The sequence below is a fragment of the Pseudomonas yangonensis genome (assembly GCF_009932725.1).
Taxonomy (GTDB): domain Bacteria; phylum Pseudomonadota; class Gammaproteobacteria; order Pseudomonadales; family Pseudomonadaceae; genus Aquipseudomonas; species Aquipseudomonas yangonensis.
Map to the genome: position 1 here is coordinate 23,091 of NZ_BLJU01000019.1, position 13,891 is coordinate 36,981.

Here is a 13,891-nt window from a genome sequence, read left to right on the forward strand (position 1 = left end):
TAAATTTGGAGAGGGGCTGAGCGTTTCATTGCTCAACCAGAAATACGGAGCTCAATTCGCTCGTAGTGCTGGGGGTACTGGCATCATCTTTCGCCATGCCATAACCCGTGGCGGTAATACGTACGATGGTGCCTTCCTCATCGGTCGGAACGCCGATTTCGGTACTGGTTCGTAGAGTGGCCAGTTGCCGGAGGGTATAGGTTGGATCTTTGGCTACGCCGGGGAAGCCGGCATAGCTTCCATCTTCGTCCGCAACCGAGAGGGTGCTGAGAGTATTGGCTTCGAATTTAGTCGTTACACGGGCTTCGCCCCTGCGTAGAGCCGCTTCTGCGGCTTGTAACGCCAGCTCTTGGTCACGAAGGTTGCCGGCCATGCGTTCCTGCAGCGAGGTGCCGCGCATGCTGGCCAGACCGATAATGGTGACGAGCAGCAACATGATCAATGCCACTATCAAAATGGCCCCGTCTTGTTTTCTGGTATTCATAAACGGGCCCCTGTTCATGGCAGTTTGTTGCGCAGGCTTACGACGGCCGTGAAAACTTGGCCAAGTCGGCGATCAGGAATATCGATGCTGTTGGCGGCAGTACAGGCGCTATCGCCCTTCTTGCAAATCAAACCCTTTTCCCGGTCATAAACCTGAAGGTCGGGTGATATATTGGCTTCGTTACTAAGCGCGAGGAGTCGTACCTTTACTGCTGCCACATTATTCCAGTCGGTTACCGCGTTGGCTTTTACGAACGCGGTATTGGCGATTGCACGGTTTTCGCCAATACCAGTGCTGAAGCCATATTCGAACTGCAGATCTTGAACACCCTCGATCAACTCCATCGTCAAGGGAGCGCTGGTGCCTTTCCGCCAGCTGGTCCGCCAGAGTGAGGGAGGCTTGCCGTTTTCTCCCTTCCTGACGTAGTACTGGTTACTTTGAAATACCAATACTTTGGTGATGGCTGGTGTGTAGGATCGGCTGAGGTTTCCGCTACTGGCTTTGACGATTGCAGTCGCCGTGACATTGCCGCTCAGGAACATGTCGCAACCTAGTGCGTTGCTGATCAGTACGTTGGTTTCCTTGGCCTCACCGTTGGTACTGGCCATGGTGATGCTCGAAGCATTGACAGGAATATCTGTAGTGCCCAAAGCCCCAGCACTGGTTGCCGCATGTTTGATCAGTATGCTGTCGGTGCCCACTTCTTTATTGGTGCCAATATTCTCGGGCCAGGTTGGCAGACCAGTCTGCGCTTCCCAGCCTTTTATCGCATTATTGATATTCAGCCGGTCGTCAGTCGTACTGCCGACTGCATCGGTAAAACACTCGCCCTTGTATCCCGCATTGCGCAGATCATAGGTAATGAAATCCATCGCGAAACGACCGCTTTCCTGCACCCGGGACAGTGCGCTATTGGCCGCGTAAGTTTGCTTGCTGGACAGGAAGATTTGCAGTACGCCAAGCATTAGCAGCAGGCTTAGAGCCATCGCGATCATCAGCTCGATAAGCGAAAGGCCGCGTTGTAAATAGGCTGTGCGCATTCTCATATCTCTGTTCGGTAAACGAAATTGGCGGTTGCATCTGCCGCAGTGCCATCGGCCTTCTTGATCGCGCTACGGCTTTCGTCCCAATTGATGGTGATGGTCACGAGGCCGGTAGCGTTGTCTCTTTCTATCCGGGCCTTGCCGTTGGGCAGTTTCGCGACAAGGGGAATCCATTCACTCAAGTCCTTATCCTTGCGAGTTGTCGTTGCCGTATAGGCGCTGGTAAGGGCGCTGAGGTTGTAGGCGCCAGCCTGGGCTGCTTTGCGATTTGCACGCATGCGATCAGTGATATCTGCTGCCAATATCGAGGCCTGAGAACGGTAATAGGCCCCCTGGTTGGCCTGGATGCTGGTCGCCTGCAGGCCGGCCAGGCCGAGCAGGCCGATGGAAAGCACCACGACCGCCACCAACACTTCGATAAGGGTCGCACCCACTTGCGCTCGATGGGTCATGCCTGTCATGAACAATTCACCTTGGTTGTGCTGGTCGTGCCAATGATGCTTACTTTCAGCTCGCGTTTCTGCTGATTAACACAAGTGCTGGCGTTGACCGAGAGAACGATGGGCTGGTCATCTGTCGTCACGATCATGCCGTTTGGCCGGAAAGTCAGGCCAGCGTTAGGACCGGCAACGGCCATGTTGCCCGTGCCATCCCAGCTTTTGATAACAACGTTGCCTGCCATGATGATCCAGCCGCCTGCCCAGTCGGTGCCGTTCTGGCAGCCGTTACCTGCGGCGTTGCGCCCGCAGATGGTGATGTCCTTGCGGCGCTTCACTGCCTCGGAGCGTGCCAGTTGCAGCGCGCCTTGTAGCTCATTGGTGAGAGACAGGGTGCGGTTTTCCTGCAGTATGTTATTGAAGGAGGGCGCGGCAATGCTTATCACGACCGCCAATACGGCAAGCGTTACCAACAGTTCGATCAGGGTGAAGCCTCGGGTAAAGCGCATGGCGAATCTCGCTGGTTTTCGGCCAGTAGATAATCGCAATTTGCAGTTTGCCAAGACAAACGCAGAGGGATATCCGGTTGCTTCATCCGGCCGAGTGGTCGCTCACTCGCAACGGTTGTCAGCAGGCGGTGATTCAAGTTTCGCTCTGCCTGCGACGTTGATCACGATGGCGCGTTCTGCTGCGTCCTCGCGACACAGTGTGAAAGTGCCATTGAGACTGTGAGTCATGCCGTTGGATTTGAAGGCGATATGGTTTTGTCTGCGGAAGTTGGACCAGTGCCAGCTATAAGGTGGGGTGATCTGCATGGTGCGCAAGATCATTTCACCTTCATCCAGGCGACCGTTCTGGTTGCTGTCAACGAATACCACCAGTTGCCCACGCCAGCGCTTGCTGCTGCATTGCTCCATGTCGTCGCACAGGCTGACTGTGGTGCGTCTGGTAACCGCCTCGCCACGGGAGAAGTGCAGTGCAGCCAGCATTTCATCTACGTGAGTGTTCTGCCGAGTTCGTTCCACGTGGTTGGTGAAGCCTGGTACGGCAACGGCCATGAGTACGCCGAGAATGGTCAGGGTAACCAGTAGTTCGACCAGGCTATAGCCGTAATATTGATCTCGATTCATTCTTCAATTCCCTTTGCACGTATGATTGACGGCCTCCTGGCCTACCTTTTCTGTTTAGCCCGCGAGGCTTTGTTGTCAAGGTTGGTCATCCATTTGAGAGGTGTGTTGTGGCGGTGGATGTGATCATTGTTGGCGGCGGAGCTATCGGGCTGCTGTCGGGTTATCAGCTTGCACTGGCCGGTAAGCGGGTGACGCTTGTTGAGCGCGGCCAGGCCGGCGCCGAATCCTCCTGGGCCGGCGGCGGTATCGTTTCGCCGCTCTACCCCTGGCGCTACAGCGCGGCGGTGACGGCGCTGGCGCATTGGTCGCAGGATTTCTATCCGGGGTTTGCACAGCAGTTGCTGGAAGGCACTGGTGTCGACCCCGAGGTGCATGTCACCGGGCTCTATTGGCTGGATCTCGATGACGAGGCCGAGGCCCTTGCCTGGGCTCGGCGTGAGGAGCGGCCGCTGTTCTCGGTGGATATCGCCGAGGCTTATCGGGAGGTGCCCGTGCTCGGCGGTGGGTTCGGGCGCGCCATTCATATGCCGGGTGTGGCGAATGTGCGTAACCCTAGGTTGGTCAAGGCGCTGCGGGCGGCTTTGGCAGCCATGCCGAATGTGGAGTTGCGTGAACATTGTCCGGTCACCGGGTTTGTTCAGGATGGCGGGCGGATTCGAGGAGTGACTACGGCCGGCGGTGAGATTCGCGCTGATCGTGTGGTGCTTGCGGCCGGTGCCTGGAGTGGCGAGCTGCTCAAAACGCTTGGGCTGGAGTTGCCGGTCGAGCCGGTGAAAGGGCAGATGATCCTTTACAAGTGCGCCGAGGATTTTCTGCCGAGCATGGTGCTGGCCAAGGGGCGTTATGCGATCCCGCGGCGCGACGGCCATATTCTGGTCGGCAGCACGCTGGAGTACTCCGGCTTCGACAAGACGCCGACCGACAGCGCGCTGGCCAGCCTCAAGGCTTCGGCCGAGGAGTTGCTGCCTGCGCTCAAGGACGCCGAAGTGGTGGGGCACTGGGCCGGTTTGCGGCCCGGCTCGCCGGAAGGCATTCCCTTTATCGGCGAGCTGCCTTCGCATCCTGGGCTTTGGCTCAATTGCGGGCATTTCCGCAATGGCTTGGTGTTGGCACCGGCCTCCTGCCAGCTGTTGGCCGACCTGATGCTCGGGCGCGAGCCGATCATCGATCCGGCACCTTATGCCCCGGCAGGGCGGCTGGGGCATTGATCCGAAGGCTGGGTGTCAATCGATGCCCAGCTTCTTCAGGCGATAACGCATCGAGCGGAAGGTCAGCCCCAGACGCTGGGCCGCCGCCGTACGGTTCCAGCGTGTCTCTTCCAGGGCCTGCATGATCAGCTTGCGTTCGATGTCCTCAAGGTAATCCTCGAGGTTGTCGATCTGCGCCAGGCTGGCTTCGCCGCCTTCGTTGCCAGGACCGCTGGCGTCTGCCAGGTGCAGGTCGCTGGGTGTTATCTGATCGTCCTCGCACAGGGTGTAGGCGCGTTCGAGCATGTTTTCCAGCTCGCGCACGTTGCCGGGGAAGCGGTAGTTCTTCAGTTTTTCCAGCGCGTCGGGGTGCAGCTTGGCGGCTGTCAGACCGGTGCCTTCGGCCAGGCGCGCGAGCATCACCTCGGCCAGTTGCGCAATGTCCTCGCGGCGCTCGCGCAGTGGCGGCACGCGCAGTTCGATGACGTTGAGGCGATAGTAGAGGTCCTGGCGGAAACGCCCGGCGGCGACTTCGGCGGCTAGGTCCTTGTGGGTGGCGCAGAGGATGCGTACATCGACCACCACTTCCTGCTGGCCACCGACAGCGCGCACGGCCTTTTCCTGGATGGCGCGCAGCAGTTTCACCTGCATCGGCAGCGGCAGGTCGGCGACTTCATCGAGGAACAGCGTGCCGCCATTGGCTGCCTGGAACAGGCCCTGCTTGTCTTCGATGGCGCCGGTGAAGCTGCCTTTCTTGTGGCCGAAGAATTCGCTCTCCATCAGTTCCGAGGGGATGGCGCCGCAGTTGACCGGCACGAATGGCTGTTCGATGCGTGGCCCCTGTTCATGAATCAGGCGGGCCACCAGTTCCTTGCCGCTGCCCGATTCGCCGCTGATGTAGACCGGCGCCTGGCTGCGCGAGAGTTTCTGGATCTGTTTGCGCAGCGACTTCATCGGCGGCGAGTCGCCGAGCAGGCGGCTGTCGACCGGGGTTTCCTCGCCCTCGGGCGAGCGAATGCGCAGGGCGGTGGCGACCAGTTCGCGCAACCGGCCGAGGTCTACTGGCTTGGTGAGAAAGTCGAAAGCCCCGGCCTTGAGCGAGTTGATCGCGGTATCCAGGCTGCCGTAGGCGGTGATCATCGCCACCGGCACTTGCGGGTGGCGCTGCTGGATGTGTTGCACCAGGTCCAGGCCGGTGCCGTCGGGCAGGCGCATGTCGGTCAGGCACAGGTCGAAGGGCTCGCGCGCCAGCCACTCGCGTGCTTCCTTGACGTTGCGGGCGCTGCGGGTGTCCAGCTTCATGCGTCCGAGGGTGATTTCCAGCAATTCGCGGATATCGGGTTCGTCGTCGACGATCAGGGCTCTCTGACGGTTCATGTTCAGCTCAGTTTGCGCGGATGGGCGAAGGTGATGCGGAAGCAACTGCCGCCCCCTTCACGAGGTTTATAGTCGAGGCGGGCCTGATTGCCCTGGCACAGCTCGCGGGAGATATACAGGCCGAGACCGGTACCCTTGTTCTCGGTGGTGTAGAAAGGCTCGAAGATGTGCTGCTCCTGCTCGGGCGGCACACCGGGACCATCGTCGAGCACTTCCAGTACCGGCAGGTCGCTGGATTCGTCACGGAACAGGCGCAGCCAGACCTGGCCGAGTCGATGCTGCTGAGCGCTGTAGCGCAAGCCGTTCTGTACCAGGTTGGTCAGTACCTGAGTCAGCTGGTGCGGGTCCATGCGCGTTTGCAGGCTGCCGCCCTGTGTTTCCAGGTGGATCTGCCGGTCAGCCGGTGCCGAGCTGCGGAACTCGCTGGCGAAGCGGTGCAGCCAGTATTTCAGGTCCAGCAGTTGCGGCTCGGCCTGGCGCCGACGCGACAGTTGCAGGACGTTCTCGATCACCAGGTTCATGCGTTTGGAGTGATCCTGAATGATCTGCGCCAGACGCTGGTCCGGCCCTTGCAGGTCTTCCGACTCCTGCAGCAACTGCGCGGCATGGCTGATCGCGCCAAGCGGATTGCGGATCTCGTGGGCGATACCGGCAGTCAGGCGGCCGAGCGAGGCGAGCTTGAGCTGCTGCGCCTGCTGGGCGATCTGCGAGATGTCGTCGAGAAACACAAGGGTGTGCTGCTGCTCGCCGCGCTGCAGGGAAATGAAACTGGGCTGCAGCACCGGGCCGTCGACCTGCGCCTGCAGGTTGTCCGGGCGCAGGGTCGGGTTATGCAGCCATTGCTGCAGGCGTTTGACCAGCTCGGGGCAATGCGGGTCGATGATCTTGCCGCTGAGCTCGCCGCGGCCCAGCAGCTGCGTCGCGCCCTGGTTGGCCAGCAGCACGCGGTGTTGGGTATCGAGCACCAGGATCCCGGTGCGCATGCGCTGGATGATCTGTTCGTTGAGCTCCTCCAGATTGGCCACGTCTGCCGCGCGTTGCTCGGCCAGACTTTCGCTGACCTGCAGGCGCCGGGTGATGCCCTGGATGAACAGCGCGCCGGCGAAACACAGCGCGCCGAGGGCCCCTGCCTGTACATACTGGGCGGCAGCGGCGGGGCGGCTGAGGCTGAGATAGAAGGTCAGGTAGATCAGTGCGATGGCGGCGATGGCGGCGATCAGCAGACCGACGCGGCCGCGCAGCAGGATATTGGCGATGGCCACCGCCACCACCAGCAGATTGCCGATGCCGCTCGGCGTGCCGCCAGCTGCATAGAACAGCGCAGAGAGAAAAATCACATCCACCAGCGCCAGGCTGAACAACTGCATCAGGTGCTTGGGTCTTTGCACCAGCACGGCGATGAAGATATTGAGGATCAGGTAGATCCAGCTGCCGGTACGAAACAGCTCGATATGCACCACGTCCAGAAACCGCTCATCGAGGTTGCTGGAGATAAGCAGGATCAGCGCCAGGCCGATGCTCAGGCGATAGAAGTGATAAAGCCGGAGGATGCGTCGCCCTGGAATGCCTCCTTGCAGGCTGAGCTCAGCGGTCACCGGCGTGCGGGCCTTGTTCGAGGTGGGCCTGGCTGCAGTACCACTGCTGATTCTGGCTCAGGGCTTGAGGCTTGGGAACATGCACGCCGCAGTGTGCGCAGCGCACCATCGGAGCGGCGGTGCCCTCGGCGGGGCGAGTGCTTTTAGGTTTGCTGATGTAGCGGCGCCAGATCCAGATTGCAGCGAAGATGACCGCGATCCAGAACAGCAGACGGAAAAGACCCATATCGTGCTCTTTTGTTCGTTCAAAGCCGGCAGTTTAGCCAAGCCGAGTGCATCGGCACAGTGTGCGCATGGCAGCCTGTGCGCTGTTTCCGGGCTGTCCGTCTGGCCCGAAGGTCGCGCCCATGCCGCAGAGGTGCGGCAAGAACGCCAGGCAAGAAAAAGGGAGGCCGTGGCCTCCCTTGTCATTGACGCATCGATCAGTCGAACAGACCGAAGGTCAGGTAGCTCCAGATCGAACGCTTCTTGGCGGTTTCGCCGGTCTTGGCGTCCTGCTGCAGTTCGGCTGGAATCTGTTGCTCGGCGTCTTCATACTGGCGAATTACGTCCTGGCTGGCGCGGGTTTCGCCTGGCGGCAGCGGCGTGTCGGTTTCGATCAGGCCCAGGGTGGCCTTTGCCAGCCAGGAACGGTTGTCGGCTTCTTCTTCACGCGGTACGAATTCGCCGCTCTCCAGGCTCGGGTGATCCGGATAGTTGAGCTTGAGGGTTTCCAGGCTGGTGGCCGCCAGGTCATCCATGGACAGGCGTTGATAGGCCTCGGTCATGATCGCCAGGCCGTCGCCGACCGACGGGGTTTCCTGGAAGTTTTCCACCACGTAGCGGCCACGGTTGGCGGCGGCGACATAGGCCTGACGGGTCAGGTAGTAGTGGCCAACGTGTACTTCGTAGGCGGCCAGCAGGTTGCGCAGGTAGATCATGCGCTGCTTGGCGTCCGGGGCGTAGCGGCTGGTCGGGTAGCGGCTCGTAAGCTGGGCGAACTCATTGTAGGAGTCGCGCGCGGCACCCGGGTCACGCTTGGTCATGTCCAGCGGCAGGAAGCGCGCCAGCAGGCCGCGGTCCTGATCGAACGAGGCCAGGCCCTTTAGGTAGTAGGCGTAGTCGACGTTGGCATGCTGCGGATGCAGGCGGATGAAGCGCTCGGCGGACGACTTGGCAGCCTCCGGCTCGGCATTCTTGTAGTAGGCGTAGATCAGTTCCAGCTGCGCCTGCTCGGCATAACGGCCGAACGGGTAGCGCGATTCCAGCGCCTTGAGCTTGGAAATGGCCTGGGTGTAGCTGCGGTTGTCCAGGTCGGCCTGGGCCTGCTGGTACAGCTCCACCTCGCTGAGGTTTTCATCGACCTCCGGCTGCTTGGAAGAGCAGGCGGCGGTAAGGGCGAGGATGGCGATCAGCAGCAGGTGTTTCACTTGCATGGCGGCTTGCGTCCCTGTGACGGCCGCGCGGCCGTCCTGTTATGATGAGCGCCCCCGGAAAACCCTGGGGCAAAGACGCCGTATTTAACCACAAGCCTGTCGCCGAAACCAAAGGCCTGGCTCCCGCCGTTGCCGAACATGACCTCTATAAATAAGCAGCTGATCCAACTTCAAGCCATTGTCCCCTTCGAACAGGGCGGTCAACGCCTCGACCAGGTGGCTGCGCAGCTGTTTGGCGAGTACTCCCGTTCGCGTCTTTCCACCTGGATCAAGGAAGGTCGGCTGACCGTCGATGGTGCCTTGGCACGTCCGCGCGACACCGTGCACGCCGGCTCGACCCTGGTACTGGATGCCGAGCAGGAGGCGCAGGGCGAGTGGGTGGCACAGGACATCGAGCTGAATATCGTCTATGAGGACGAACACCTGCTGGTGATCGACAAACCGGCAGGCCTGGTGGTGCACCCGGCTGCCGGGCATGCCGACGGCACGCTGCTCAATGCGCTGCTGCACCATGTGCCGGATATCGTCAATGTGCCGCGTGCCGGCATCGTGCATCGCCTGGACAAGGACACCACCGGCCTGATGGTGGTGGCCAAGACCCTGCAGGCGCAGACCAACCTGGTCGAGCAGCTGCAGAAACGCACCGTCAGCCGCATCTATGAATGCATCTGCATCGGCGTGATCACCGCCGGTGGCACCATCGATGCGCCGATCGGACGCAGCTCCAGCCAGCGCCAGCGCATGGCGGTGACCGATGGCGGCAAGCCGGCGATCAGTCATTACCGCGTGCTTGAGCGCTACCGCTCGCACACCCATGTGCGGGTCAAGCTGGAAACCGGGCGTACTCACCAGATTCGCGTGCACATGAGCCACGTCGGTTATCCGCTGGTGGGCGATCCGGTCTACGCCGGGCGCTTCCGCATTCCGCCTGCCGCCAGCCAGAGCCTGGTGCAGAGCCTCAAGGAGTTTCCGCGCCAGGCCCTGCATGCGCGCTTCCTGGAGCTGGACCACCCGGCCACCGGCAAGCGTATGAAATGGGAGTCGGCGCTGCCGGATGATCTGGTCTGGCTGCTGACCCTGCTGCGCCAGGATCGCGAGGCCTTCGTCGGGTGAGCGCCCACGACTGGCTGACGCCCGACTGGCCTGCGCCGGCCAACGTTCGAGCCTGCGTCACCACCCGTCGCGGCGGCGTCAGCGCGGCGCCGTTCGATACCTTCAACCTGGGCGATCATGTCGATGATGACCCGGCTGCTGTGGCGAGCAACCGTGCCCATCTGGTCGATGCACTCGGTTGCCAGCCTGCCTGGCTACGCCAGGTGCACGGCATCGTCGTGGCGCCAGCCGATCCTGCCGTGGTCATCGAAGCCGACGGCAACTGGACGGCCACGCCCGGCATCGCCTGCACGGCGATGACCGCTGACTGCCTGCCGGCATTGTTCTGCGACCGCGCCGGTACGCGCGTGGCGGCGGCTCATGCCGGCTGGCGCGGTTTGGCCGGTGGCGTGCTGGAGGCGACCGTCGAGGCGCTGGACGTCGCACCGCAGCAACTGCTGGTCTGGCTAGGCCCGGCCATCGGCCCGACTGCATTTGAGGTGGGCGGCGAGGTGCGCGAGGCATTCGTGAGGCAGCATGCCGAGGCTGCCGGTGCATTCATGCCCAGCGCCAATGCCGGCAAGTTCATGGCCGATATCTATCATCTGGCGCGCATTCGCCTGGCCGCCATCGGTGTGACTGCGGTCAGCGGTGGCGGGCTGTGTACCTACAACGACCCGCGTTTCTACTCCTATCGCCGCAGTGCGCGCACCGGGCGTTTCGCTTCGCTGATCTGGCTGCAGCCCTGAGCCTGGGGTTAGATCACGCGGTCCACCAGAACAGTGCCGTCCAGTCCTTATGCTCGCCCGGCCAATAGCTGCCAGATCGCCCCGAGCGAGCTGTAGGAGCGGCTTTAGCCGCGATGCGTTTCGCGGCTGAAGCGGAATGCCGCCCAGCCGTTCCTACAGATTTGAGTGGATCACGCCCGTCGATGAGCGTGGTATCGGCTTCGGAAGGTCTTCTCATCCAAGTACTCTGTTCTAGCCCTTAATCACCGTCATCAATAGTGCTGTGCCGAGCGAGACGACCGGTCGTATGCTCGGCGCCATGAACAGCATTCGACTCGACAAGCGCGACCTGATCCTGAGCAAAGGCTCGGCGGTGATGACCCGGCGCGGTTATCACGGTACCGGCGTGCTGGAGATCGTCCAGGCGGCGGGGATTCCCAAGGGCAGCTTTTATCACTACTTCGCCAGCAAGGAAGACTTTGCCCTGCAGGCGCTGGCCTTCATCTACCGTCCGCGTCTGGAGCGTTACGCCCAGGCATTGAACGATCCGGCGCTGAGCCCGCGTACGCGCATCCTCGGTTATTACCGCGACCTGCTGGCGCACTTCGCCCGGCAGGAGACGCCGCAGTACCACTGCTTCATCGGCAGTCTGAGTTTCGAGATGAGCGAGATGCTGCCTGCGATCGGCGCCGAGGTCGCGGCCATCCAGCAGGCCTCGGTGGATATTCTGCGCGACTGCCTGGAGCAGGCGCAGGCCGTCGGTGAACTGCCGGCCGACGAGGACTGCGGCAACCTCGCCACCTTCATCAGCGACGCCTGGCAGGGCGTGCTCGCCCGCCTCAAGGTCGGTCGCAACCTGCAGCCGCTGGAAACTTTCGTCACCCGCCTGGAGCGCTTGCTGCAGGCCTGATTACCCTTCAACCCCAGAGGAAAGATGATGAGCGCTCCCGTTCAAGCCCTGTTCGCCCCCTTCCGTCTCGGTAACCTGGAGCTGCCGACTCGTGTGGTCATGGCGCCGATGACCCGCTCCTTTTCGCCCGGTGGCGTGCCCAATGCCAAGGTCGTCGAGTACTACCGTCGCCGCGCAGCCGCGGGCGTGGGCCTGATCATCACCGAGGGCACCACGGTGGGCCACAAGGCGGCCAACGGCTACCCGAACGTGCCGCGTTTCTACGGCGAAGACGCGCTGGCGGGATGGAAGCAGGTGGTCGACGCTGTGCACGCCGAAGGTGGCAAGATCGTCCCGCAGCTCTGGCACGTCGGTAACGTGCGTCGCCTGGGCACCGAGCCGGACGCCAACGTGCCCGGCTATGGCCCGATGGAGAAGGTCAAGGACGGCGAAGTGGTGGTGCATGGCATGACCCAGGCCGACATCGACGAGGTGATCGCCGCCTTTGCTCAGGCTGCGCGCGACGCCAAGGCCATCGGCATGGATGGCGTGGAGATCCACGGTGCCCACGGCTACCTGATCGACCAGTTCTTCTGGGAGGGCAGCAACCAGCGTAGCGACCAGTACGGTGGCGACCTGGCAGCGCGTTCGCGTTTCGCCATCGAGCTGATCCAGGCCGTGCGCGCGGCGGTTGGCCCGGACTTCCCGATCATCCTGCGTTACTCGCAGTGGAAGCAGCAGGACTACACCGCGCGCCTGGTGCAGACCCCGGAGCAGCTGGAGGCCTTCCTCAAGCCGCTGTCCGATGCCGGCGTGGACATTTTCCACTGCTCCACCCGCCGCTTCTGGGAGCCTGAGTTCGAAGGCAGCGACCTCAACCTGGCCGGCTGGACGCGCAAGCTCACCGGCAAGCCGACCATCACCGTCGGCAGCGTCGGCCTGGATGGCGAGTTCCTGCAGTTCATGGTCAAGACCGACAAGGTGGCGGCGCCTGCCAGCATCGAGAATCTGCTCGAGCGCCTGAACAGGGAAGAATTCGATCTGGTTGCCGTGGGGCGTGCGCTGCTGGTCGACCCGGACTGGGCCGTGAAGGTACGTGAAGGCCGCGAGCAGGACATCCTGCCGTTCAGCCGCGAGGCGCTGACTTCGTTGGCCTGAGCCAGTCACTGCCGGGCGTCGCGAACCGACGCCCCGTTTTCAGCCCCGGCACATCGGGGCTTTTTTATGTCTGCGTGTCGGTACGGATGGGCTCAGGTAGAGCGAGTGCAGCTCCCTGGTCTTCTCAGTGGCGGCTTTCACCCGCCCTGCGGGCAAGCTCGGGACTGATGCGGGTTTGAGGCTGCATTGCACTGCGCAGGTGTTGTTCAAATTGCGCGACAATGCCGTCCCAGCTGAGGTGGCTGGCATGGCGGCGGGCGTTGAGGCGGATGCGCCGCAGCACTTCTGCGTCTGCCAGCAATTCGCAGGCCGCCTCGCAGAAACCGGCTTCATCACCCGGGCGTGCGAGCATGCCGTTGTGGCCATGGTGAATATGCTGGGCGGCCGCCGCCTGATCAAACGCCACCACGCCAAGGCTCGAGGCCAAGGCCTCCAGCACCACGTTGCCAAAGGTTTCCGACAGGCTGGGAAACAGGAACAGGTCGCCCGACGCATAGTGCGTGGCCAGTGCCTCGCCACGTTGCAGACCGCAGAACAGGGCTTCCGGCAGCTGCGCTTGAAGGCTGGCGCGCAGTGGCCCGTCGCCAACCAAGATCAGGCGCATGCGCCTTTGCGGGTGTGCCTGCTGCAAGGCAGTGTAGGCCTTGACCAGCAGGCCGAGGTTCTTCTCCGCGGCCAGGCGACCCACATGCAGTACCGCCAGATCATCCGCTTCCAGGCCCCAGCTTGCGCGCAGCTCGTCGCTGCGCCTGCGTGGGTGAAACAGCTGGCTATCGACGCCGCGGGCGAGCAGGGCCAGGCGTACGAAATCACGGCGCTCGAGATCCACCTGCTGGCCGATACTCGGCACCAGGGTCAGCTGCGTGCGGTTGTGAAACCAGCGCAGATAATTGGTCATCGCCCGCGTCAACAGGCCGAGGCCGTAGTGCCCGGTGTACTGTTGGAAATTGGTGTGAAAACCGCTGACCACCGGGATCGCCAGGCGCCTGGCTGCGCGCAGGGCGGAGAGCCCGAGCGGGCCTTCGGTGGCGATATAGAGCACGTCGGGACGTTGCCGCTGCCAGCGTCTGAGCAGCTTGTGCAGCGACGACTGACCCCACTGCAGGCCGGGGTAGCCGGGCAGTGGCCAGCCGCGGGTGAGCAGCAGATCATCGTCGGCCACCTGTTGCTGGTCGACGTCCTGACGCGGCCGAATCAGCTGCACACGATGGCCGCGCCCGCGCAGGCCGTCGACCAGGCGGCCGAGGGTATTGGCTACGCCATTGATTTCCGGGGAGAAGGTTTCGCTGATCAGGGCGACATGCAGAGACTGTGCGTTCATGTATGCAGTCTCCGCCTGTGCGATGTAACAACTGT

The 13,891-nt window shown here is 62.3% G+C and carries 15 protein-coding genes; 5 read left to right on the forward strand and 10 right to left on the reverse strand.

The features are described from left to right. Positions 1–25: 25 nt before the first annotated feature. From GYB81_RS18300 to GYB81_RS18320, 5 genes are all read right to left on the reverse strand, one after another. Positions 26–484, reverse strand: a complete 459-nt coding sequence (locus GYB81_RS18300; protein WP_161865017.1) for a pilus assembly PilX family protein — start codon at positions 482–484, stop codon at positions 26–28. Positions 485–498: 14 nt separating this feature from the next. After that, positions 499–1,524 (reverse strand): PilW family protein, encoded by a 1,026-nt coding sequence (locus GYB81_RS18305; protein WP_233787621.1) that lies wholly within the window; start codon positions 1,522–1,524, stop codon positions 499–501. A gap of 2 nt (positions 1,525–1,526) precedes the next feature. After that, positions 1,527–1,988 carry a type IV pilus modification protein PilV gene (pilV, locus tag GYB81_RS18310; RefSeq protein WP_161865019.1) on the reverse strand — a complete coding sequence of 154 codons (462 nt, stop codon included), beginning with the start codon at positions 1,986–1,988 and terminating at the stop codon, positions 1,527–1,529. Beyond that, the gene (locus GYB81_RS18315; RefSeq protein ID WP_161865020.1) at positions 1,985–2,473 is read right to left on the reverse strand and encodes a GspH/FimT family pseudopilin; all 489 of its coding nucleotides are present in this window, start codon (positions 2,471–2,473) and stop codon (positions 1,985–1,987) included. The genes pilV and GYB81_RS18315 overlap by 4 nt, the downstream gene beginning before the upstream one ends. 102 nt (positions 2,474–2,575) lie before the next feature. After that, complete coding sequence (locus GYB81_RS18320; RefSeq protein ID WP_161865021.1) at positions 2,576–3,094, reverse strand: GspH/FimT family pseudopilin; 519 nt, start codon at positions 3,092–3,094, stop codon at positions 2,576–2,578. A 107-nt stretch (positions 3,095–3,201) separates the two neighbouring features. Here GYB81_RS18320 and thiO point away from each other — a divergent pair, with 107 nt between their 5' ends. Further along, on the forward strand, positions 3,202–4,302 hold the full coding sequence (gene thiO, locus GYB81_RS18325; RefSeq protein WP_161865022.1) for a glycine oxidase ThiO: 1,101 nt from the start codon (positions 3,202–3,204) through the stop codon (positions 4,300–4,302). Between the two features lie 15 nt (positions 4,303–4,317). Here the strand turns inward: thiO and GYB81_RS18330 are convergent, their stop codons facing one another. From GYB81_RS18330 to GYB81_RS18345, 4 genes are all read right to left on the reverse strand, one after another. Beyond that, positions 4,318–5,658 (reverse strand): sigma-54-dependent transcriptional regulator, encoded by a 1,341-nt coding sequence (locus GYB81_RS18330; protein WP_161865023.1) that lies wholly within the window; start codon positions 5,656–5,658, stop codon positions 4,318–4,320. 2 nt (positions 5,659–5,660) lie between these two features. Beyond that, on the reverse strand, positions 5,661–7,253 hold the full coding sequence (locus GYB81_RS18335) for a sensor histidine kinase (protein ID WP_161865024.1): 1,593 nt from the start codon (positions 7,251–7,253) through the stop codon (positions 5,661–5,663). Continuing rightward, positions 7,243–7,479: a PP0621 family protein gene (locus GYB81_RS18340; RefSeq protein ID WP_161865025.1), complete on the reverse strand. Its 237-nt coding sequence runs from the start codon at positions 7,477–7,479 to the stop codon at positions 7,243–7,245. The genes GYB81_RS18335 and GYB81_RS18340 overlap by 11 nt, the downstream gene beginning before the upstream one ends. A 196-nt stretch (positions 7,480–7,675) precedes the next feature. Next, a complete protein-coding gene (locus GYB81_RS18345; protein ID WP_161865026.1) occupies positions 7,676–8,668 on the reverse strand; it encodes an outer membrane protein assembly factor BamD in 993 nt (330 codons plus the stop codon). 138 nt (positions 8,669–8,806) lie between these two features. On the opposite strand from GYB81_RS18345, the gene rluD reads away from it, so the two are divergent. The 4 genes from rluD (at position 8,807) to GYB81_RS18365 (ending at position 12,535) form a co-directional block, all read left to right on the forward strand. Beyond that, the gene (gene rluD, locus GYB81_RS18350) at positions 8,807–9,781 is read left to right on the forward strand and encodes a 23S rRNA pseudouridine(1911/1915/1917) synthase RluD (protein ID WP_161865027.1); all 975 of its coding nucleotides are present in this window, start codon (positions 8,807–8,809) and stop codon (positions 9,779–9,781) included. Continuing rightward, positions 9,778–10,509 carry a peptidoglycan editing factor PgeF gene (pgeF, locus tag GYB81_RS18355; RefSeq protein WP_161865028.1) on the forward strand — a complete coding sequence of 244 codons (732 nt, stop codon included), beginning with the start codon at positions 9,778–9,780 and terminating at the stop codon, positions 10,507–10,509. Before rluD ends, pgeF begins: the two co-directional genes overlap by 4 nt. 298 nt (positions 10,510–10,807) lie before the next feature. Next, the gene (locus tag GYB81_RS18360) at positions 10,808–11,398 is read left to right on the forward strand and encodes a TetR/AcrR family transcriptional regulator (RefSeq protein WP_233787622.1); all 591 of its coding nucleotides are present in this window, start codon (positions 10,808–10,810) and stop codon (positions 11,396–11,398) included. A 27-nt stretch (positions 11,399–11,425) separates the two neighbouring features. Then, positions 11,426–12,535 (forward strand): NADH:flavin oxidoreductase, encoded by a 1,110-nt coding sequence (locus GYB81_RS18365; RefSeq protein ID WP_161865030.1) that lies wholly within the window; start codon positions 11,426–11,428, stop codon positions 12,533–12,535. Positions 12,536–12,659: 124 nt separating this feature from the next. Here the strand turns inward: GYB81_RS18365 and GYB81_RS18370 are convergent, their stop codons facing one another. After that, positions 12,660–13,856, reverse strand: coding sequence for a glycosyltransferase family 4 protein (locus GYB81_RS18370; RefSeq protein ID WP_161865031.1), 1,197 nt, complete (start codon positions 13,854–13,856; stop codon positions 12,660–12,662). Positions 13,857–13,891 lie beyond the last annotated feature (35 nt).

Excerpts from the sequence above, each read along its gene's own strand:
- GYB81_RS18365 (WP_161865030.1), top strand. The coding sequence starts at position 11,426 with ATGAGCGCTCCCGTTCAAGCCCTGTTCGCCCCCTTCCGTCTCGGTAAC.
- rluD (WP_161865027.1), top strand. The coding sequence starts at position 8,807 with ATGACCTCTATAAATAAGCAGCTGATCCAACTTCAAGCCATTGTCCCC.
- GYB81_RS18360 (WP_233787622.1), top strand. The coding sequence starts at position 10,808 with ATGAACAGCATTCGACTCGACAAGCGCGACCTGATCCTGAGCAAAGGC.
- GYB81_RS18340 (WP_161865025.1), bottom strand. The coding sequence starts at position 7,479 with ATGGGTCTTTTCCGTCTGCTGTTCTGGATCGCGGTCATCTTCGCTGCA.
- GYB81_RS18320 (WP_161865021.1), bottom strand. The coding sequence starts at position 3,094 with ATGAATCGAGATCAATATTACGGCTATAGCCTGGTCGAACTACTGGTT.
- GYB81_RS18370 (WP_161865031.1), bottom strand. The coding sequence starts at position 13,856 with ATGAACGCACAGTCTCTGCATGTCGCCCTGATCAGCGAAACCTTCTCC.
- GYB81_RS18330 (WP_161865023.1), bottom strand. The coding sequence starts at position 5,658 with ATGAACCGTCAGAGAGCCCTGATCGTCGACGACGAACCCGATATCCGC.
- GYB81_RS18305 (WP_233787621.1), bottom strand. The coding sequence starts at position 1,524 with ATGCGCACAGCCTATTTACAACGCGGCCTTTCGCTTATCGAGCTGATG.
- GYB81_RS18315 (WP_161865020.1), bottom strand. The coding sequence starts at position 2,473 with ATGCGCTTTACCCGAGGCTTCACCCTGATCGAACTGTTGGTAACGCTT.
- GYB81_RS18345 (WP_161865026.1), bottom strand. The coding sequence starts at position 8,668 with ATGCAAGTGAAACACCTGCTGCTGATCGCCATCCTCGCCCTTACCGCC.
- GYB81_RS18300 (WP_161865017.1), bottom strand. The coding sequence starts at position 484 with ATGAATACCAGAAAACAAGACGGGGCCATTTTGATAGTGGCATTGATC.
- pilV (WP_161865019.1), bottom strand. The coding sequence starts at position 1,988 with ATGACAGGCATGACCCATCGAGCGCAAGTGGGTGCGACCCTTATCGAA.